Source organism: Variovorax sp. CCNWLW235 (genome assembly GCF_037204085.1).
Classification (GTDB): Bacteria; Pseudomonadota; Gammaproteobacteria; order Burkholderiales; family Burkholderiaceae_C; genus Variovorax.
Genome location: NZ_JBBCBW010000003.1, coordinates 313889 through 326415 on the forward strand (window position 1 = coordinate 313889; position 12527 = coordinate 326415).

Annotated in this window: 13 protein-coding genes and 1 pseudogene; 5 read left to right on the top strand and 9 right to left on the bottom strand. The window is 65.2% G+C overall.

Annotation, left to right across the window (positions count from 1 at the left end; genetic code table 11):
• Positions 1-133: 133 nt before the first annotated feature.
• The 6 genes from V9L21_RS06210 to V9L21_RS06235 form a co-directional block, all read right to left on the bottom strand.
• Positions 134-946, bottom strand: a complete 813-nt coding sequence (locus tag V9L21_RS06210) for an ABC transporter ATP-binding protein (RefSeq protein ID WP_126748491.1) — start codon at positions 944-946, stop codon at positions 134-136.
• A 95-nt stretch (positions 947-1041) separates the two neighbouring features.
• Positions 1042-2373, bottom strand: coding sequence for an ABC transporter substrate-binding protein (locus tag V9L21_RS06215; protein WP_337310057.1), 1332 nt, complete (start codon positions 2371-2373; stop codon positions 1042-1044).
• A gap of 56 nt (positions 2374-2429) precedes the next feature.
• Positions 2430-3494 carry a branched-chain amino acid ABC transporter permease gene (locus V9L21_RS06220; RefSeq protein WP_337298838.1) on the bottom strand — a complete coding sequence of 355 codons (1065 nt, stop codon included), beginning with the start codon at positions 3492-3494 and terminating at the stop codon, positions 2430-2432.
• A gap of 1 nt (position 3495) precedes the next feature.
• A complete protein-coding gene (locus tag V9L21_RS06225) occupies positions 3496-4425 on the bottom strand; it encodes a branched-chain amino acid ABC transporter permease (RefSeq protein WP_258502809.1) in 930 nt (309 codons plus the stop codon).
• Between the two features lies 1 nt (position 4426).
• A complete protein-coding gene (locus tag V9L21_RS06230; protein ID WP_337310059.1) occupies positions 4427-5215 on the bottom strand; it encodes an ABC transporter ATP-binding protein in 789 nt (262 codons plus the stop codon).
• On the bottom strand, positions 5212-7167 hold the full coding sequence (locus tag V9L21_RS06235) for an AMP-dependent synthetase/ligase (RefSeq protein WP_337310061.1): 1956 nt from the start codon (positions 7165-7167) through the stop codon (positions 5212-5214). The genes V9L21_RS06230 and V9L21_RS06235 overlap by 4 nt, the downstream gene beginning before the upstream one ends.
• An 84-nt stretch (positions 7168-7251) precedes the next feature.
• Here V9L21_RS06235 and V9L21_RS06240 point away from each other — a divergent pair, with 84 nt between their 5' ends.
• The 4 genes from V9L21_RS06240 (at position 7252) to V9L21_RS06255 (ending at position 9602) form a co-directional block, all read left to right on the top strand.
• On the top strand, positions 7252-8022 hold the full coding sequence (locus tag V9L21_RS06240; RefSeq protein ID WP_337310063.1) for a Crp/Fnr family transcriptional regulator: 771 nt from the start codon (positions 7252-7254) through the stop codon (positions 8020-8022).
• Positions 8019-8489, top strand: a complete 471-nt coding sequence (locus tag V9L21_RS06245; protein WP_337310066.1) for a hypothetical protein — start codon at positions 8019-8021, stop codon at positions 8487-8489. Before V9L21_RS06240 ends, V9L21_RS06245 begins: the two co-directional genes overlap by 4 nt.
• A 61-nt stretch (positions 8490-8550) precedes the next feature.
• Complete coding sequence (locus V9L21_RS06250; RefSeq protein ID WP_337310068.1) at positions 8551-9315, top strand: SDR family NAD(P)-dependent oxidoreductase; 765 nt, start codon at positions 8551-8553, stop codon at positions 9313-9315.
• A 29-nt stretch (positions 9316-9344) separates the two neighbouring features.
• Positions 9345-9602: a hypothetical protein gene (locus tag V9L21_RS06255; protein ID WP_337310070.1), complete on the top strand. Its 258-nt coding sequence runs from the start codon at positions 9345-9347 to the stop codon at positions 9600-9602.
• Between the two features lie 133 nt (positions 9603-9735).
• On the opposite strand, the gene V9L21_RS06260 is transcribed toward V9L21_RS06255, so the two are convergent.
• On the bottom strand, positions 9736-10779 hold the full coding sequence (locus V9L21_RS06260) for an MBL fold metallo-hydrolase (RefSeq protein ID WP_337310072.1): 1044 nt from the start codon (positions 10777-10779) through the stop codon (positions 9736-9738).
• 61 nt (positions 10780-10840) lie between these two features.
• On the bottom strand, positions 10841-11836 hold the full coding sequence (locus V9L21_RS06265; protein ID WP_337310074.1) for a tripartite tricarboxylate transporter substrate binding protein: 996 nt from the start codon (positions 11834-11836) through the stop codon (positions 10841-10843).
• A 206-nt stretch (positions 11837-12042) separates the two neighbouring features.
• On the opposite strand from V9L21_RS06265, the gene V9L21_RS06270 reads away from it, so the two are divergent.
• On the top strand, positions 12043-12420 hold the full coding sequence (locus V9L21_RS06270) for a VOC family protein (RefSeq protein ID WP_337310076.1): 378 nt from the start codon (positions 12043-12045) through the stop codon (positions 12418-12420).
• Between the two features lie 30 nt (positions 12421-12450).
• Here V9L21_RS06270 and V9L21_RS06275 read toward each other — a convergent pair.
• Positions 12451-12527, bottom strand: a pseudogene (locus V9L21_RS06275) (superoxide dismutase [Fe]); the annotation flags it as partial.

The following is a 12527-nucleotide window of genomic DNA, read 5'->3' on the forward strand; positions in this document are numbered from 1 at the left end:
TCCCTCTCCCCTTGGGGAGAGGGCTGGGGTGAGGGCCGCAGCCTCGAAGCAGAGACGGTCATGTGCAAGTGCCGCTGCACCCTCACCCTGGCCCTCTCCCGGAGGGAGAGGGAACAACACGAAATGCACGCCATCAAGCCAGCCACCTCTTGCGCCGCTTGTAGCTCTTCACGTCGCGAAAACTCTTTCGGTCCGCACCGCCGACGCCAAGGTAGAACTCCTTCACGTCCTCGTTCTCGCGCAGGCTCTTGGCCTCGCCGTCCATCACGATGCGGCCGTTCTCCAGGATGTAGCCGTAGTCGGCGTAGCGCAGAGCCATGTTGGTGTTCTGCTCGGCCAGCAGAAAGGTCACGCGCTCCTTGGTGTTCAGGTCTTTCACGATCTCGAACACTTCTTCGACGATCTGCGGCGCCAAGCCCATCGAGGGTTCGTCGAGCAGCACCATCGTCGGGTTGGCCATCAGCGCGCGGCCGATGGCGCACATCTGCTGTTCGCCACCCGAGGTGTAGGCCGCCTGCGATGTGCGGCGCGTCTTCAGGCGCGGGAAGTACGCATACACCTTCTCCAGCGTCTGCTGCACCGCCGCCTTGCCGTCGGTGCGCGTGTAGGCGCCGGTCATCAGGTTTTCCTCGATCGTCAGGTGCGCGAAGCAATGGCGGCCTTCCATCACCTGGATCAGCCCGCGCTTCACCAGCTCGGAGGGCGAGAGCGCCTCGATGCGCTCGCCCCGCAATTCGATGGTGCCCTTGGTCACCGCGCCGCGTTCGCCCGCGAGCAGGTTGCTCACCGCGCGCAGCGTGGTTGTCTTGCCCGCGCCGTTGCCGCCGAGCAGTGCCACGATGCCGCCCTCGGGCACTGTGAGCGAAACGCCCTTCAGCACCAGGATCACGTGGTTGTAGATGACCTCGATGCCGTTGACGTCGAGAAGGATTTTGGATTCGCTCATGGTGTGGTCCGAAGCATTCGAAAGAACAACGACACAAAGAGGCTGTTCTTTCGAATGGCGGCTCTTGCGAGCCGCCACGGTTCATCAACCAGTGATCAGGAACTGCAGTCGGCCGCGTCGCGGCGGGTGAGCTTCTTCTCGCCCGCGTACTTTTCGGCCGCAACCTTCACCATCGGCTTGATGATCTGCTCGTCGGCCTGGTACCAGTCGGACATGCCACCCCACTTGGCGCCGTCCCAGGTGTGCACGCGCGCCCAGGTCGAGCCCATGTGGTCCTGGCACGATGTGCTCAGCGGACGCAGCACGCCCGAGAAGCCCAGCGAGTCGAGCTTCTTCTGGTCGAGCGCCAGGTTTTCCATGCCCCAGCGCACCTGCTCGCCCGTCATGACCTTGCCCTTGCCGAAGCGCTCCTGCGCGCGCTTCACGGCTTCGACGCCGAGCATCTGGATGATCACGCCGCGCGTGTAGAGCACCGAGCCCACTTCTTCCTTCGGCCCCGTGCCCTGGCCCTTGTCGTGCACCTGCTTGAGGATTTCCTGGATCACCTTGGGCTCGGTACCCGAGGTGTTGAGCGCCAGCGCGTTGTAGCCCTTGGCATTGGCGCCCACGTCCTTCACGTCAGGCTCGGCGCCGGCCCACCACACGCCGTACATCTTCTCGCGCGGATAGCCCGTGGCCACCGCTTCCTTCAGGGCGGTGGAGTTCATCACGCCCCAGCCCCACAGCATCACGTAGTCGGGCCGCGACTGGCGCACCTGCAGCCAGGCGGACTTTTGTTCCACGCCGGGCGCGGTGACCGGAATGAGCGACAGCTCGAAGCCGTTCTGCTTGGCGCGCTCCTGCAGCAGCGGAATCGGTTCCTTGCCGAAAGGCGAGTCGTGATAGACAAGGGCGATCTTCTTGCCCTTGAGCTTGTCCATGCCGCCTTCCTTCTTGCCGATGTGCTGGATCAGGATGTCGGCTGCGGTCCAGTAGCTGCCCATCAGCGGAAAGTTCCACTTGAACACGCTGCCGTCCTGCGACGCCGAGAGGCCGTAGCCCAGCGTGATGAGCGGGATCTTGTCGGTGGGCACCTTGTCGGTCAGCGCAAAGGTGATGCCGGTGGCCTGCGGGTCGAACAGCGTCACGCCGGGGCGGCCCTTCAGGCGCTCGTAGCACTCCACGCCCTTGTCCGTGGCGTAGCCGGTCTCGCATTCTTCGTACGCGATCTTCACGCCGTTGATGCCGCCGGTGGCGTTGACGTACTTGATGTAGTCCTGCTTGCCGTTGGCCCAGGGCGTGCCGTTGGGCGCGTACGGCCCGGTGCGGTACACCAGCAGCGGGAAGAACTGTTCCTTGGCCTGGGCTTGCGCGAGCGATGGCGCCAGTAGGCTGCCGACGGTGCCGGCCACCAGGGCGGCGGTCAGAGCGAGCGATTTCAGTTTCATGCCTGTCTCCTTATGTGGGCACCTCTGTGCCGGTTTCTACGAACGAATCAAGAAAATCAGTGTGGGAAGGGCCAGAGCCGCAATTTCTCCTTGCCCGTGGACCACAGCCTTGCAAGGCCGTGCGGCTCCACGATCAGGAAGAACACGATCAGCGCGCCGAAGATCATGGTCTCCAGGTGCGAGGCCAGCGCGGTCGAGATCGAGAAGCCCAGCCACCCGGGCAGCTGGTTCAAAAAGAGCGGCAGCAGCACGATGAACGCGGCGCCGAAGAAGCTGCCCATGATCGAGCCGAGCCCGCCGATGATCACCATGAAGAGCAGCTGGAACGAGCGGTCGATGCTGAATGCTGCCGGCTCCCAGGCGCCCAGGTGAATGAAGCCCCACAGCGCGCCGGCCACGCCGACGATGAAGCTGCTCACCGCAAAGGCCGTGAGCTTGGCGTACACCGGGCGAATGCCGATCACCGCGGCGGCCACATCCATGTCGCGCATGGCCATCCACTCGCGGCCGATGGCGCTGCGCACCAGGTTCTTGGCGAGCAATGCGAACACCACCACAAAGACCAGGCAGAACAGGTACTTCTGCACCGGCGACTCGATCGGCACGCCGAACACGTTGAGCCCCGCCACGCTCACAGAACCCGAAGACGAATTGTTGGTGAACCACTGGATGCGAAGAAACGCCCAGTCGGTAAAGAACTGCGCCGCCAGCGTGGCCACCGCGAGGTACAGCCCCTTGATGCGCAAGCTGGGAATACCGAACAGCACGCCGATCATCGTGGCGCACAGGCCGCCGAGCAGCAGCGATGCAATCAGCGGCATGCCGTCGATGCGCACCTGGAAGTTGTACGCCGCATATGCGCCCACCGCCATGAAGGCACCGGTGCCCAGAGAGATCTGCCCGCAGTAGCCGACCAGGATGTTGAGGCCCAGCGCCGCAAGCGAAAGAATAAGAAAGGGCGTGAGGATGGCGCGCATCCAGTAGTCGGACACGCCCAGCGGCACCACGATGAAAGCCACGAGCAGCAGCACCAGGATGGCGATGCGGTCCTGCGCGATCGGAAAGATCTGCTGGTCGGCCCTGTAGCTCGACTTGAATTGGCCGTTTTCTCTGTAGAACATCTCAGACCCGATCGATGATCTTTTCGCCGAACAGCCCTTGAGGCCGCACGAGCAGGAAGACCAGTGCAAGAACATAAGCGAACCAGATCTCGATGCCGCCACCGAGCATGGGGCCGAGATAAATTTCAGAAAGCTTCTCGCCCACGCCGATCAGCAGGCCGCCGATGATGGCGCCCGGAATCGAGGTGAGACCGCCCAAAATGACTACCGGCAGCGCCTTCAGCGCCACCAGCGAAAGCGAGAACTGCACGCCCAGCTTCGAACCCCAGATGATCCCGGCCACCAGCGCCGAGAAGCCGGCTACCGACCACACGATCACCCAGATGCGCTTGAGCGGAATGCCGATGGACTGCGCGGCCTGGTGGTCGTCGGCCACCGCGCGCAGTGCACGGCCCGTGGCGGTCTTCTGGAAGAAGATGGCCAGCACCACCACAAGGCCCGCCGCAACCAGCGCGGCAATCAGGTCTTCCTGGCTCAGCAGCAGCCCGCCCTGGAAAGTGCCCTGCAGCACCATCAGCGGTTCCTTGGGCATGCCCACGTCGATCTTGTAGATGTCGTTGCCGAAGATCGTCTGGCCCACGCCGTCCAGAAAGTAGGCAATGCCCAGTGTGGCCATCAGGAGCGTGATGCCTTCCTGGTTCACCAGCTTGCTGAGCGCGAGCCGCTCGATGAGCCAGGCCACGATCACCATCACGCCCATGGCCGCCACAAAGGCCAGGATGTTCGCGAGGATCTGGCTTTCGAAGCCGAACCACTGCGGAAACCATTCGGCAAATCGCGCCATGGCCAGCGCCGCGAACAGCACCATTGCGCCCTGCGCAAAGTTGAAGACGCCCGAGGCCTTGTAGATCAGCACGAAGCCGATGGCGATCAGCGAATAGAGCATGCCGACCATCAGGCCGCCAAACAATGTCTCTAGAAAAAAGCCCATGTCAGTGCTCCACACCCAGATACGCCCGGATGACGTCTTCGTTGTTGCGCACCTCATGGGGCGTGCCGTCGCCGATCTTCTTGCCGTAGTCGAGCACCACCACGCGGTCGGAGATGTCCATCACCACGCCCATGTCGTGCTCGATGAGGACGATGGTGGCGCCGAACTCGTCGTTCACGTCGAGGATGAAGCGGCTCATGTCCTGCTTTTCTTCCACGTTCATGCCGGCCATCGGCTCGTCGAGCAGCAGCACCTGCGGCTCCATGGCGAGCGCGCGGCCCAGGTCGACGCGCTTTTGCAGGCCGTAGGGCAGGCGGCCCACCGGCGTCTTGCGGTGCGCCTGAATCTCGAGAAAGTCGATGATGTGCTCGACGAACTCGCGGTGCTTCAGCTCCTCGCGCTCGGCCGGGCCCCAGCGCAGCGCCTGTGCGAACAGCCCGCTCTTCATCTTGAGGTTGCGGCCCGTCATGATGTTGTCGAGCACGCTCATGCCCTTGAAGAGCGCAAGGTTCTGGAAGGTGCGCGCCACGCCCATCTCGGCCACCTGGCGCGAGTTCATGTGCTTGAAGGTCTGGCCGCGAAAGGTGATGGAGCCCTGCTGCGGCCAGTACACGCCGTTGATGCAATTCAGCATCGAACTCTTGCCCGCACCGTTGGGACCGATGATGGCCCGCACCTCGTGCTCGCGCACGTTGAAGCTGATGTCGGTGAGCGCCTTCACGCCGCCGAAGCTCAAGGAGATGTTCTGCACGTCGAGAATGACGTCGCCGGTTTTTCTGTTGCTGCTCATGCCGCTGCCTTCACGATGGGGAAGGTCTTGGCCTCGACGATCTTCAGCGTGGCGCTGACAACCCCCGTGCGTCCGTCCTCGAACTTGACCTGGGTCTCGATGAACTGCTCGGTCTTGCGGCCGTAGAGCGCATCGACAAGCACCGCGTACTTCTCGGCGATGAAGCCCCGGCGCACCTTGCGCGTGCGGGTGAGCTCATCGTCGTCGGGGTCGAGCTCCTTGTGCAGCACCAGGAAGCGCGCGATCTGCGTCTCGCCCATGCCGTCTTCGCTCGCAAGGTCGGCATTGACCTTGGCGATGCATTCGCCCACCAGCGTCAGCACCTCGGGCTTGCCGGCCAGGTCGACGTAGCCGCCGTAGGCCAGCCCGCGCCGCTCGGCCCAGTTGCCCACGGCCTCGAAGTCGATGTTGATGGCCGCGCAGACCTCGTTGCGTCCGTTGCCAAAGCACACGGCTTCCTTGATCTGCGGAAAGAACTTGAGCTTGTTCTCGATGTAGTTGGGCGCAAAGATCGCGCCGCTCACGAGCCGGCCCACGTCCTTGGCGCGATCGATGATGCGCAGGTGCCCTTCGCTGTCGAGCACGCCCGCATCGCCGGTGTGGAAGTAGCCGTTCGCGTCGAGCACTTCGGCGGTGGCGTCGGGGCGCTTGTAGTATTCCTTCAGCACCGACACGCCGCGCACCAGCACTTCGCCATCGTCGGCAATCTTGAGTTCGATGCCCGGCGCGGCGGTGCCCACCGTCTGCAGCTTGACCTTGCCGTCCTGCTGCAGGCACACATACGCGCAGGTTTCGGTCTGGCCGTAGAACTGCTTCAGGTTGACGCCGATGGAACGATAGAAGCGGAACAGGTCGGGCCCGATGGCCGCGCCGGCTGTGTACGCCACGCGGATGCGGCTCATGCCCAGCACGTTGCGCAGCGGCCCGTACACCAGCAGGTTGCCCAGGCTGTACATCAGCCGGTCGCCCGTGCCCACCGGCGCGCCGTTGAGAATGTCCGCGCCCACGCGCTGCGCAAGCGCCATGAACTTTGCGTACAGCCAGCGCTTGGGCGCCGCCGCGTCTTCCATGCGGATCGACACGGCCGTGAGCAGCCCTTCGAAGGTGCGCGGCGGGCCGAAGTAATAGCTCGGCCCGATCTCGCGCATGTCGTTCATCACCGTCTCGCTCGACTCCGGGCAGTTGAGCGTGAAGCCGCCCACCAGCCACTGCGCCACCGAGAACAAGTGGTCGCCCACCCACGCCATCGGCAGGTAGCTCATGATGTTGTCGCCGGGGCCGAGCTTGTCGGTTTCCACGCCGCCGCGGCCCGCCGCGATGAAGCTCGCATGCGTCTGGCACACGCCCTTGGGGCGGCCGGTGGTGCCGGAGGTGTAGAGGATCACGCCGACGTCGCTGGCCTCGCCGCTGGCCACCGCACGGTCGTAGTAGCCGGGGTTCGCTGCGTCGAATGTGCGGCCCAGTTCGCGCAGCTGGTCGTAGCTCATGAGCCCGGGCTGGTCGTAGTGGCGCAGGCCCTTGGGGTCGTCGTAGATGATGTGGCGGATGCCGTGCTGCTCGTTCTTTTGCAGCTCGCGACACTCGAGCAGCTTGTCGACCTGCTCCTGGTCTTCGACGATCACGAAGTCGATGGCCGCGTCCTGCAGCATGAAGACCATTTCGCTGGCCACCGCGTCCTGGTAAAGCGGCACCGGCACGCCGCGCAGGCTTTGTGCCGCGAGCACCGCCATGTACAGGTGCGGGCGGTTGGCGCCCACGATGGACAGGTTGTCGAAGGGCTTGAAGCCCAGGCTCGCGAGGCCGCAGGCCATCTCGCGCACCTCTTGGGCCACGGCGCTCCAGCTCCAGGTCTGCCAGATGCCCAGGTCCTTCTCGCGAACGGCGGGCGCATCGGGCTGGGCCTGGGCGTGGGCGAGCAGCAGGCGGGGAAAGGTGGGGTCGGTGGTTTGCACAGTGGGCGGATCGTAGGCCTCACTTTGACGCTGGGTTGTCGTTCCAACGACAATCCTAGGGACACTACTCCCCGGAGTTTCCCGATGCTTCACGGCCATTCAAACCACAGCCTGCACGGCGCTTCGATCAAGGACCGCGCGCGTTCTCCCAATGCCGAAGAGCTCGACGGCATTCCGTGGCTGCCCGCGCTCACGCCCACCGAGCGGCGCCGCGCCGAGGCCGCGCTGGTGGTGGGCGAGGCCGAGGTCGGCGACCTCGTGTGCCGTGTCGGCCGCTCGCCCACCTACTGGTTCGGTGTGGTCGAGGGCCTGCTCAAGATGAGCAACGACAACGCCGACGGCGGCTCCGTCACCTATGCCGGCATACCGCCGGGCGGCTGGTTCGGCGAAGGCACGGTCATGAAGCGCGAGCCCTACCGCTACAACATCCAGGCGCTGCGGCGCAGCGTGGTGGCGGGCCTGCCGATCGACAGCTTTCACTGGCTGCTGGATCACTCCATCGGCTTCAACCGCTTTGTGATGAACCAGCTCAACGAGCGGCTCGGCCAGTTCATTGCGGCGCTGGAGATCGACCGCCTCAACAACCCCGACGCGCGCGTGGCGCGCAACCTGGTGTCGCTGTTCAACCCGGTGCTGTACCCCGGCGTGGGCGAAGTCTTGCGCATCACGCAGCAGGAGCTGGCCTACCTGGTCGGCCTTTCGCGCCAGCGTGTGAACGAGGCGCTCAACGGCCTTTCGGCGCAGGGGTTGATCCGGGTGGAGTACGGTGGGCTGCGCGTGCTCGACCTGCCCGGCCTGCGCGCAACCGCAATGTCGAACAAGAAGAACACTTCACGGGAAACGGAAACCTCATGACCCTCCAAGACCAGCTCCAGATCGTTTCCGCCAATGCCGAAGCGGCCCTTGTTCCGCCGCCCGAGACGCGCAAACCAGACACCGGCGAGACCGGCCCCACGCTCGAAGAAGCCATGGCGCGCAACGAGGCGCTCACCGAGAAGCTCGATGCGCTCGACGCGGTGCTCGCCAAGCCGCTTGCCGAAATTCTTGCCGAACGCGAGAAGGCCGACGAGGCTGCTCTTGCGTGGGACCGCTTCGGCGCCATGTGGATGCTTTCGCAGCGCGCCATGCGGCGCGTGGCACTCGACCTTGCAGCGCAACTCGGCGTGAGCGAGGAAGAAGTGGTGGCGCGCGCCATGACCCACGCCAACGCGGTGCTCAACGGTGCGGACGAAGTCGACCTTGGCGGCACCATCGCACCCGCCCAGCTGCAGCACATCGCGCGGCACCGCAACTTCCTGCGCAAGCAGTTCCGCACCGGTTGAGCCGCCGGCCCTTGTTTGCATACCGCTTAACCTTCCGCCTTCGTTCAAGAAAGTTCTTTTGATGACTACCTCCCAACTCACCCTGATCACCGGCGCGTCGCGCGGCCTGGGCCGTGCCATGGCCGCACAGCTGCTGCAGGCCGGCCACATGGTGCTCGGCATCTCGCGCAGGCAAGACCCGCAGCTGGCCGAACTGGCTGCCAAGGCCGGTGCCGAACTCATCCAATGGGAGCAAGACCTGTCGGAGCCTGTCGCCGCGGCGGCGCGCGTCTCCGCATGGCTCAAGACGATCGACGGCCAGCGCTTCGACGGCGTGACCCTCATCAACAACGCGGGCACGGTCGGCAACCCGGCGCCGCTCGCAAGCGCGGTGCCGGCCGAACTGGCGCAGGCCCTGCGCATCGGCCTCGAAGCGCCGATGCTGCTGACCGCCGCCTTCCTGGGCGCCACCCGCGAATGGCGCGGCGCGCGCAAGGTGCTGAACATCTCGTCGGGCCTGGGCCGCAACGCCATGGGCAGCCAGGCGCCTTACTGCGCCGCCAAGGCGGGCATGGACCACTACTCGCGCGCCGTGGCGCTCGAAGAGGCGCACCTGCCGAACGGCGCCCGCATCGTGTCTCTCGCGCCGGGCGTGATCGACACCGACATGCAGGTGCAATTGCGCGGCGCATCGGCCGAGAAGTTTCCGGACCGCGGCCGCTTCGAAAAGCTGAAGAACGAAGGCATGCTCGACAGCCCCGAGACTGCCGCAGCCAAGGTGCTCAAGTACCTGGCGCGCGCCGATTTCGGCAGCAACCCCGTGGCCGACGTGCGCGACCCGGCCTGAACGCCGCGCACAGAGAACCGAGAACGCACATGGCCACCGCAAAGTCGATCGACACCACCGAGTACAAGCTCTTTCCTTCGCCGAGGAATGTGCACCGCATCGTCTTCGAGCATCAGGTCTTCGTGCCTTACCCGTACGCGCTGATCGTGATGGACGAGTTCTACTTCAAGGGCCGCTACAGCCTGTTCTCTGCCTGCCGCCTGAGCGACGGAAAGATGGGGCAGGTGGCGACGTTCGAGCTGCCGTCGGACGTGGAGATATTCAATAAGAAGTTCACGCCCGACTGACCAGTCTTTTCTCCCTCCCCTTTCGGGGGAGGGCAGGGGTGGGGGCACGACGGCTTTCATTGCCGCGCAGCCTCAAGCGCATGAACTGCCCCCATCCCAGCCTTCCCCCAGAGGGGGAAGGAGCAAGGCAACGTCACTGCATCAAGAACCTGTCGCGCTGCGCCCGCGCGCACCCGCCCATTACCGCCAGCGACCGCTCGACCGTCGGCGTGCCAAGCACAAAGGGATTTGCGGCCGGAGCAGGCTGCTGCCGCAGCGCGGCGAGCTTGGCTTGCGAGCCGTCGATGTTCGAGTGGTTAGACAGCAGCACATCGATGCGCTGGGTCTGCACGATGGCGCCCATGCGCTCCGTGGCGCCGATGTAGCTGTCGAGCCGCGGCACGTCCTTGCCGAAATTGAAACCCGTGCCGCCCCATAGCATGGCGCGGTGCTTCCGGCCGTTCGACGTGACGTCGAACACCGGAGAGATCGTGCCCATGGTGTGGCCCGGCGTGAGGTACAGCGTAACGCTGGTGTCGCCGAGCGTGACGCGGTCGCCGTCCTTCGCGGAAATGCCGCCTGCGCCGCGCTTGGGCGGCGCGCCCCAGATCGGCGTCGCAAACTCGAGCCGGGTTTCGGTCATGGTCCAGTCGGCCTCGCTCATCACCACGCGCGCACGGTACTTCTCAGCGAGGTAGGGCGCGCCGCCGTAGTGGTCGCCATGGCCGTGCGTGACGATCACGTACTTGATCTGCGCCGGGTCGAGGCCCAGCTTGCGCATGCCGCCTTCGATGAGCGCCGCGGCCTCCGCCTGTGTGTTGAGCGCATCGATGAGGATGATGCCGTCCGAGGTCTTGATCGCCCAGGCGCTGACCCAGTCGGCGCCGACGAAGTACAGGTTGTCGAAAGCCTGGCCCGGCGGCGGCGCGGGCCTGGCGATGAATGCCGCAAGGCCCTTGTCCAACTCGGCCTGGGGCGGCCGTGCGGCGGGAGCGGGTTTGCAGAGGGTCAGCAGCGCCGCCAGGTCGGAGCCGGCGGCGCGCGTGGCGGTGGCGACATGCGCGGCCACGCTGGCCTGCGACGGGGCCATCTGCTGCTGCGGCGTCTGCGCGCAGCCCTGCAACAGGGCGACCGCCACCGCGGCCAGCGCGGTGGTGTTCAGCAGAAAGGCGTTGTTGGAATTCTTGCGCAGTGCCATCGCTGTCTCCGTGCCGTCGGTGCGGCCTGTTGTGGAGACACCATTCTGCGATGCCCGGCGCTTATTCGATAGTCGCGCCGGAGGCTTGCACGATGCCCTTCCACTTGTCGTAGTCGGTCTTCAGCAGTGTCTCGAATTGCTCGGGCGTCATGGCCTGCGGCTCGGCGCCCTGCGCAATGATGGCGGCCTTCATTTCAGGTGTGGCCAGCAGCTTGTTCACTTCGGTATTCAGCGTGGCGATCACGTCCTTCGGCGTCTTGGCCGGCACGAAGAGGCCGTACCAGGTGGACACGTCGAAGCCCTTGTAGCCGAGCTCGGCCACGGTGGGCGTGTCGGGCAGCGAGGTGCTGCGCTTGGCCGAGGTCACGGCCAGCGGGCGCAGCTTGCCCGCCTTGATCTGCGCCAGCGCCGAAGGCACCGACGACACCATCAGGTCGACGTTGCCCGCCAGCACGTCCATCATGGCCGCGTTGGAGCCCTTGTAGGGCACGTGGCGCATCTTGATCTGGGCGGCGCCGTTGAAGATTTCGCCGGCCAGGTGAATGGTGGTGCCGTTGCCGGGCGAGCCGTAGGTGACGGTGTCGGGCGCGGCGCGCGCGGCGGTCACCACGTCGTTCAGCGTCTTGAATTTGGAGTTGGCCTGCGTGACGATCACCACCGGCGTGTAGGCCACGTGGGCGACGGCGGTGAGGTCTTTCACCGGGTTGTAGCTCAGGTTCTTGTAGAGCCACGGCGCGACGACCATGTTGTCCTTCTGGCCCATCACGATGTCGTAGCCGCCGGGCGCGGCGCGTGCGGCCTCGGCAATGCCGATGGTGCCGCCGGCGCCGCCGCGGTTGTCGGGCACCACGGTCCAGTGGTTGGTTTCGGTGAGCTTCTGGGCCACGAGGCGCGCCAGGATGTCGGTGCCGCCGCCGGGCGGGAAGGGCACGATCATGCGAATGGGCTTGGCGGGGTAGGCCTGGGCCTGCGCGGCAGGGGCGGCGAACGTGAGGGAAAGGGCGGCCAGGGGAAGGGCCAGCGCAAGGGCCAGCGGGCGGGTGAATTTGCGGATCATGGGTTTGTCTCTGTATCGGGGGCTTGTCGGGTGCGGATCGCGGGGCAGATTTTCAGGCCTTGCCAAGCACTGCACCAAGGGTGCAGTGTGCCGGAACCCGGGCCCCGCGGTTTCTTCGTTCGCGATGGGCCCCGTATCGGGTAACGGCGGCTTGACACGCCCGCTGCGGGGCAGAAGATGGGTGCCCATCCACACAGGAGACAGCCATGCTCGGAAATATCAATGCTGTGGCCAACCTCGCGGTGAAAGACCTTGCCGTGGCTCGCCGCTTCTACGAAGACACGCTGGGCCTCACGCCGGCCGACACGGATTGCGAGGACATGATCGCCTATCGCAGCGGTAACAGCCGTATCAATGTCTACTGCTCTTCGTTTGCCGGAACCAACCAGGCCACGGCCGTGACCTGGGCGGTGGGTGGCGACATCGAGGGGCTCGTGGCGGCGCTCAAGGCCAAGGGCGTGCGCTTCGAGCACTACGACATGCCGAACACAACGCTTGCGGGCGACGTCCATGTCATGGACAAGATGAAGGTCGCCTGGTTCAAGGACCCGGACGGCAACATCCTCAACCTCGTCAACGAGTGAGGATGCCGCCGGCGGGAACTTCGGCTGGCGTCAGCCGAAGTTCTTGGCCGCGAAGTCCCAGTTCACCAGCTTGGCCAGGAAGGTCTCGACGAACTTCGGGCGCAGGT

Bases quoted from the DNA above. Each gene is read 5' to 3' on its own strand.
- V9L21_RS06210 (WP_126748491.1), bottom strand. From the start codon at position 946: ATGAGCGAATCCAAAATCCTTCTCGACGTCAACGGCATCGAGGTCATC.
- V9L21_RS06215 (WP_337310057.1), bottom strand. From the start codon at position 2,373: ATGAAACTGAAATCGCTCGCTCTGACCGCCGCCCTGGTGGCCGGCACC.
- V9L21_RS06220 (WP_337298838.1), bottom strand. From the start codon at position 3,494: ATGTTCTACAGAGAAAACGGCCAATTCAAGTCGAGCTACAGGGCCGAC.
- V9L21_RS06225 (WP_258502809.1), bottom strand. From the start codon at position 4,425: ATGGGCTTTTTTCTAGAGACATTGTTTGGCGGCCTGATGGTCGGCATG.
- V9L21_RS06230 (WP_337310059.1), bottom strand. From the start codon at position 5,215: ATGAGCAGCAACAGAAAAACCGGCGACGTCATTCTCGACGTGCAGAAC.
- V9L21_RS06240 (WP_337310063.1), top strand. From the start codon at position 7,252: ATGCTTCACGGCCATTCAAACCACAGCCTGCACGGCGCTTCGATCAAG.
- V9L21_RS06245 (WP_337310066.1), top strand. From the start codon at position 8,019: ATGACCCTCCAAGACCAGCTCCAGATCGTTTCCGCCAATGCCGAAGCG.
- V9L21_RS06250 (WP_337310068.1), top strand. From the start codon at position 8,551: ATGACTACCTCCCAACTCACCCTGATCACCGGCGCGTCGCGCGGCCTG.
- V9L21_RS06255 (WP_337310070.1), top strand. From the start codon at position 9,345: ATGGCCACCGCAAAGTCGATCGACACCACCGAGTACAAGCTCTTTCCT.
- V9L21_RS06260 (WP_337310072.1), bottom strand. From the start codon at position 10,779: ATGGCACTGCGCAAGAATTCCAACAACGCCTTTCTGCTGAACACCACC.
- V9L21_RS06265 (WP_337310074.1), bottom strand. From the start codon at position 11,836: ATGATCCGCAAATTCACCCGCCCGCTGGCCCTTGCGCTGGCCCTTCCC.
- V9L21_RS06270 (WP_337310076.1), top strand. From the start codon at position 12,043: ATGCTCGGAAATATCAATGCTGTGGCCAACCTCGCGGTGAAAGACCTT.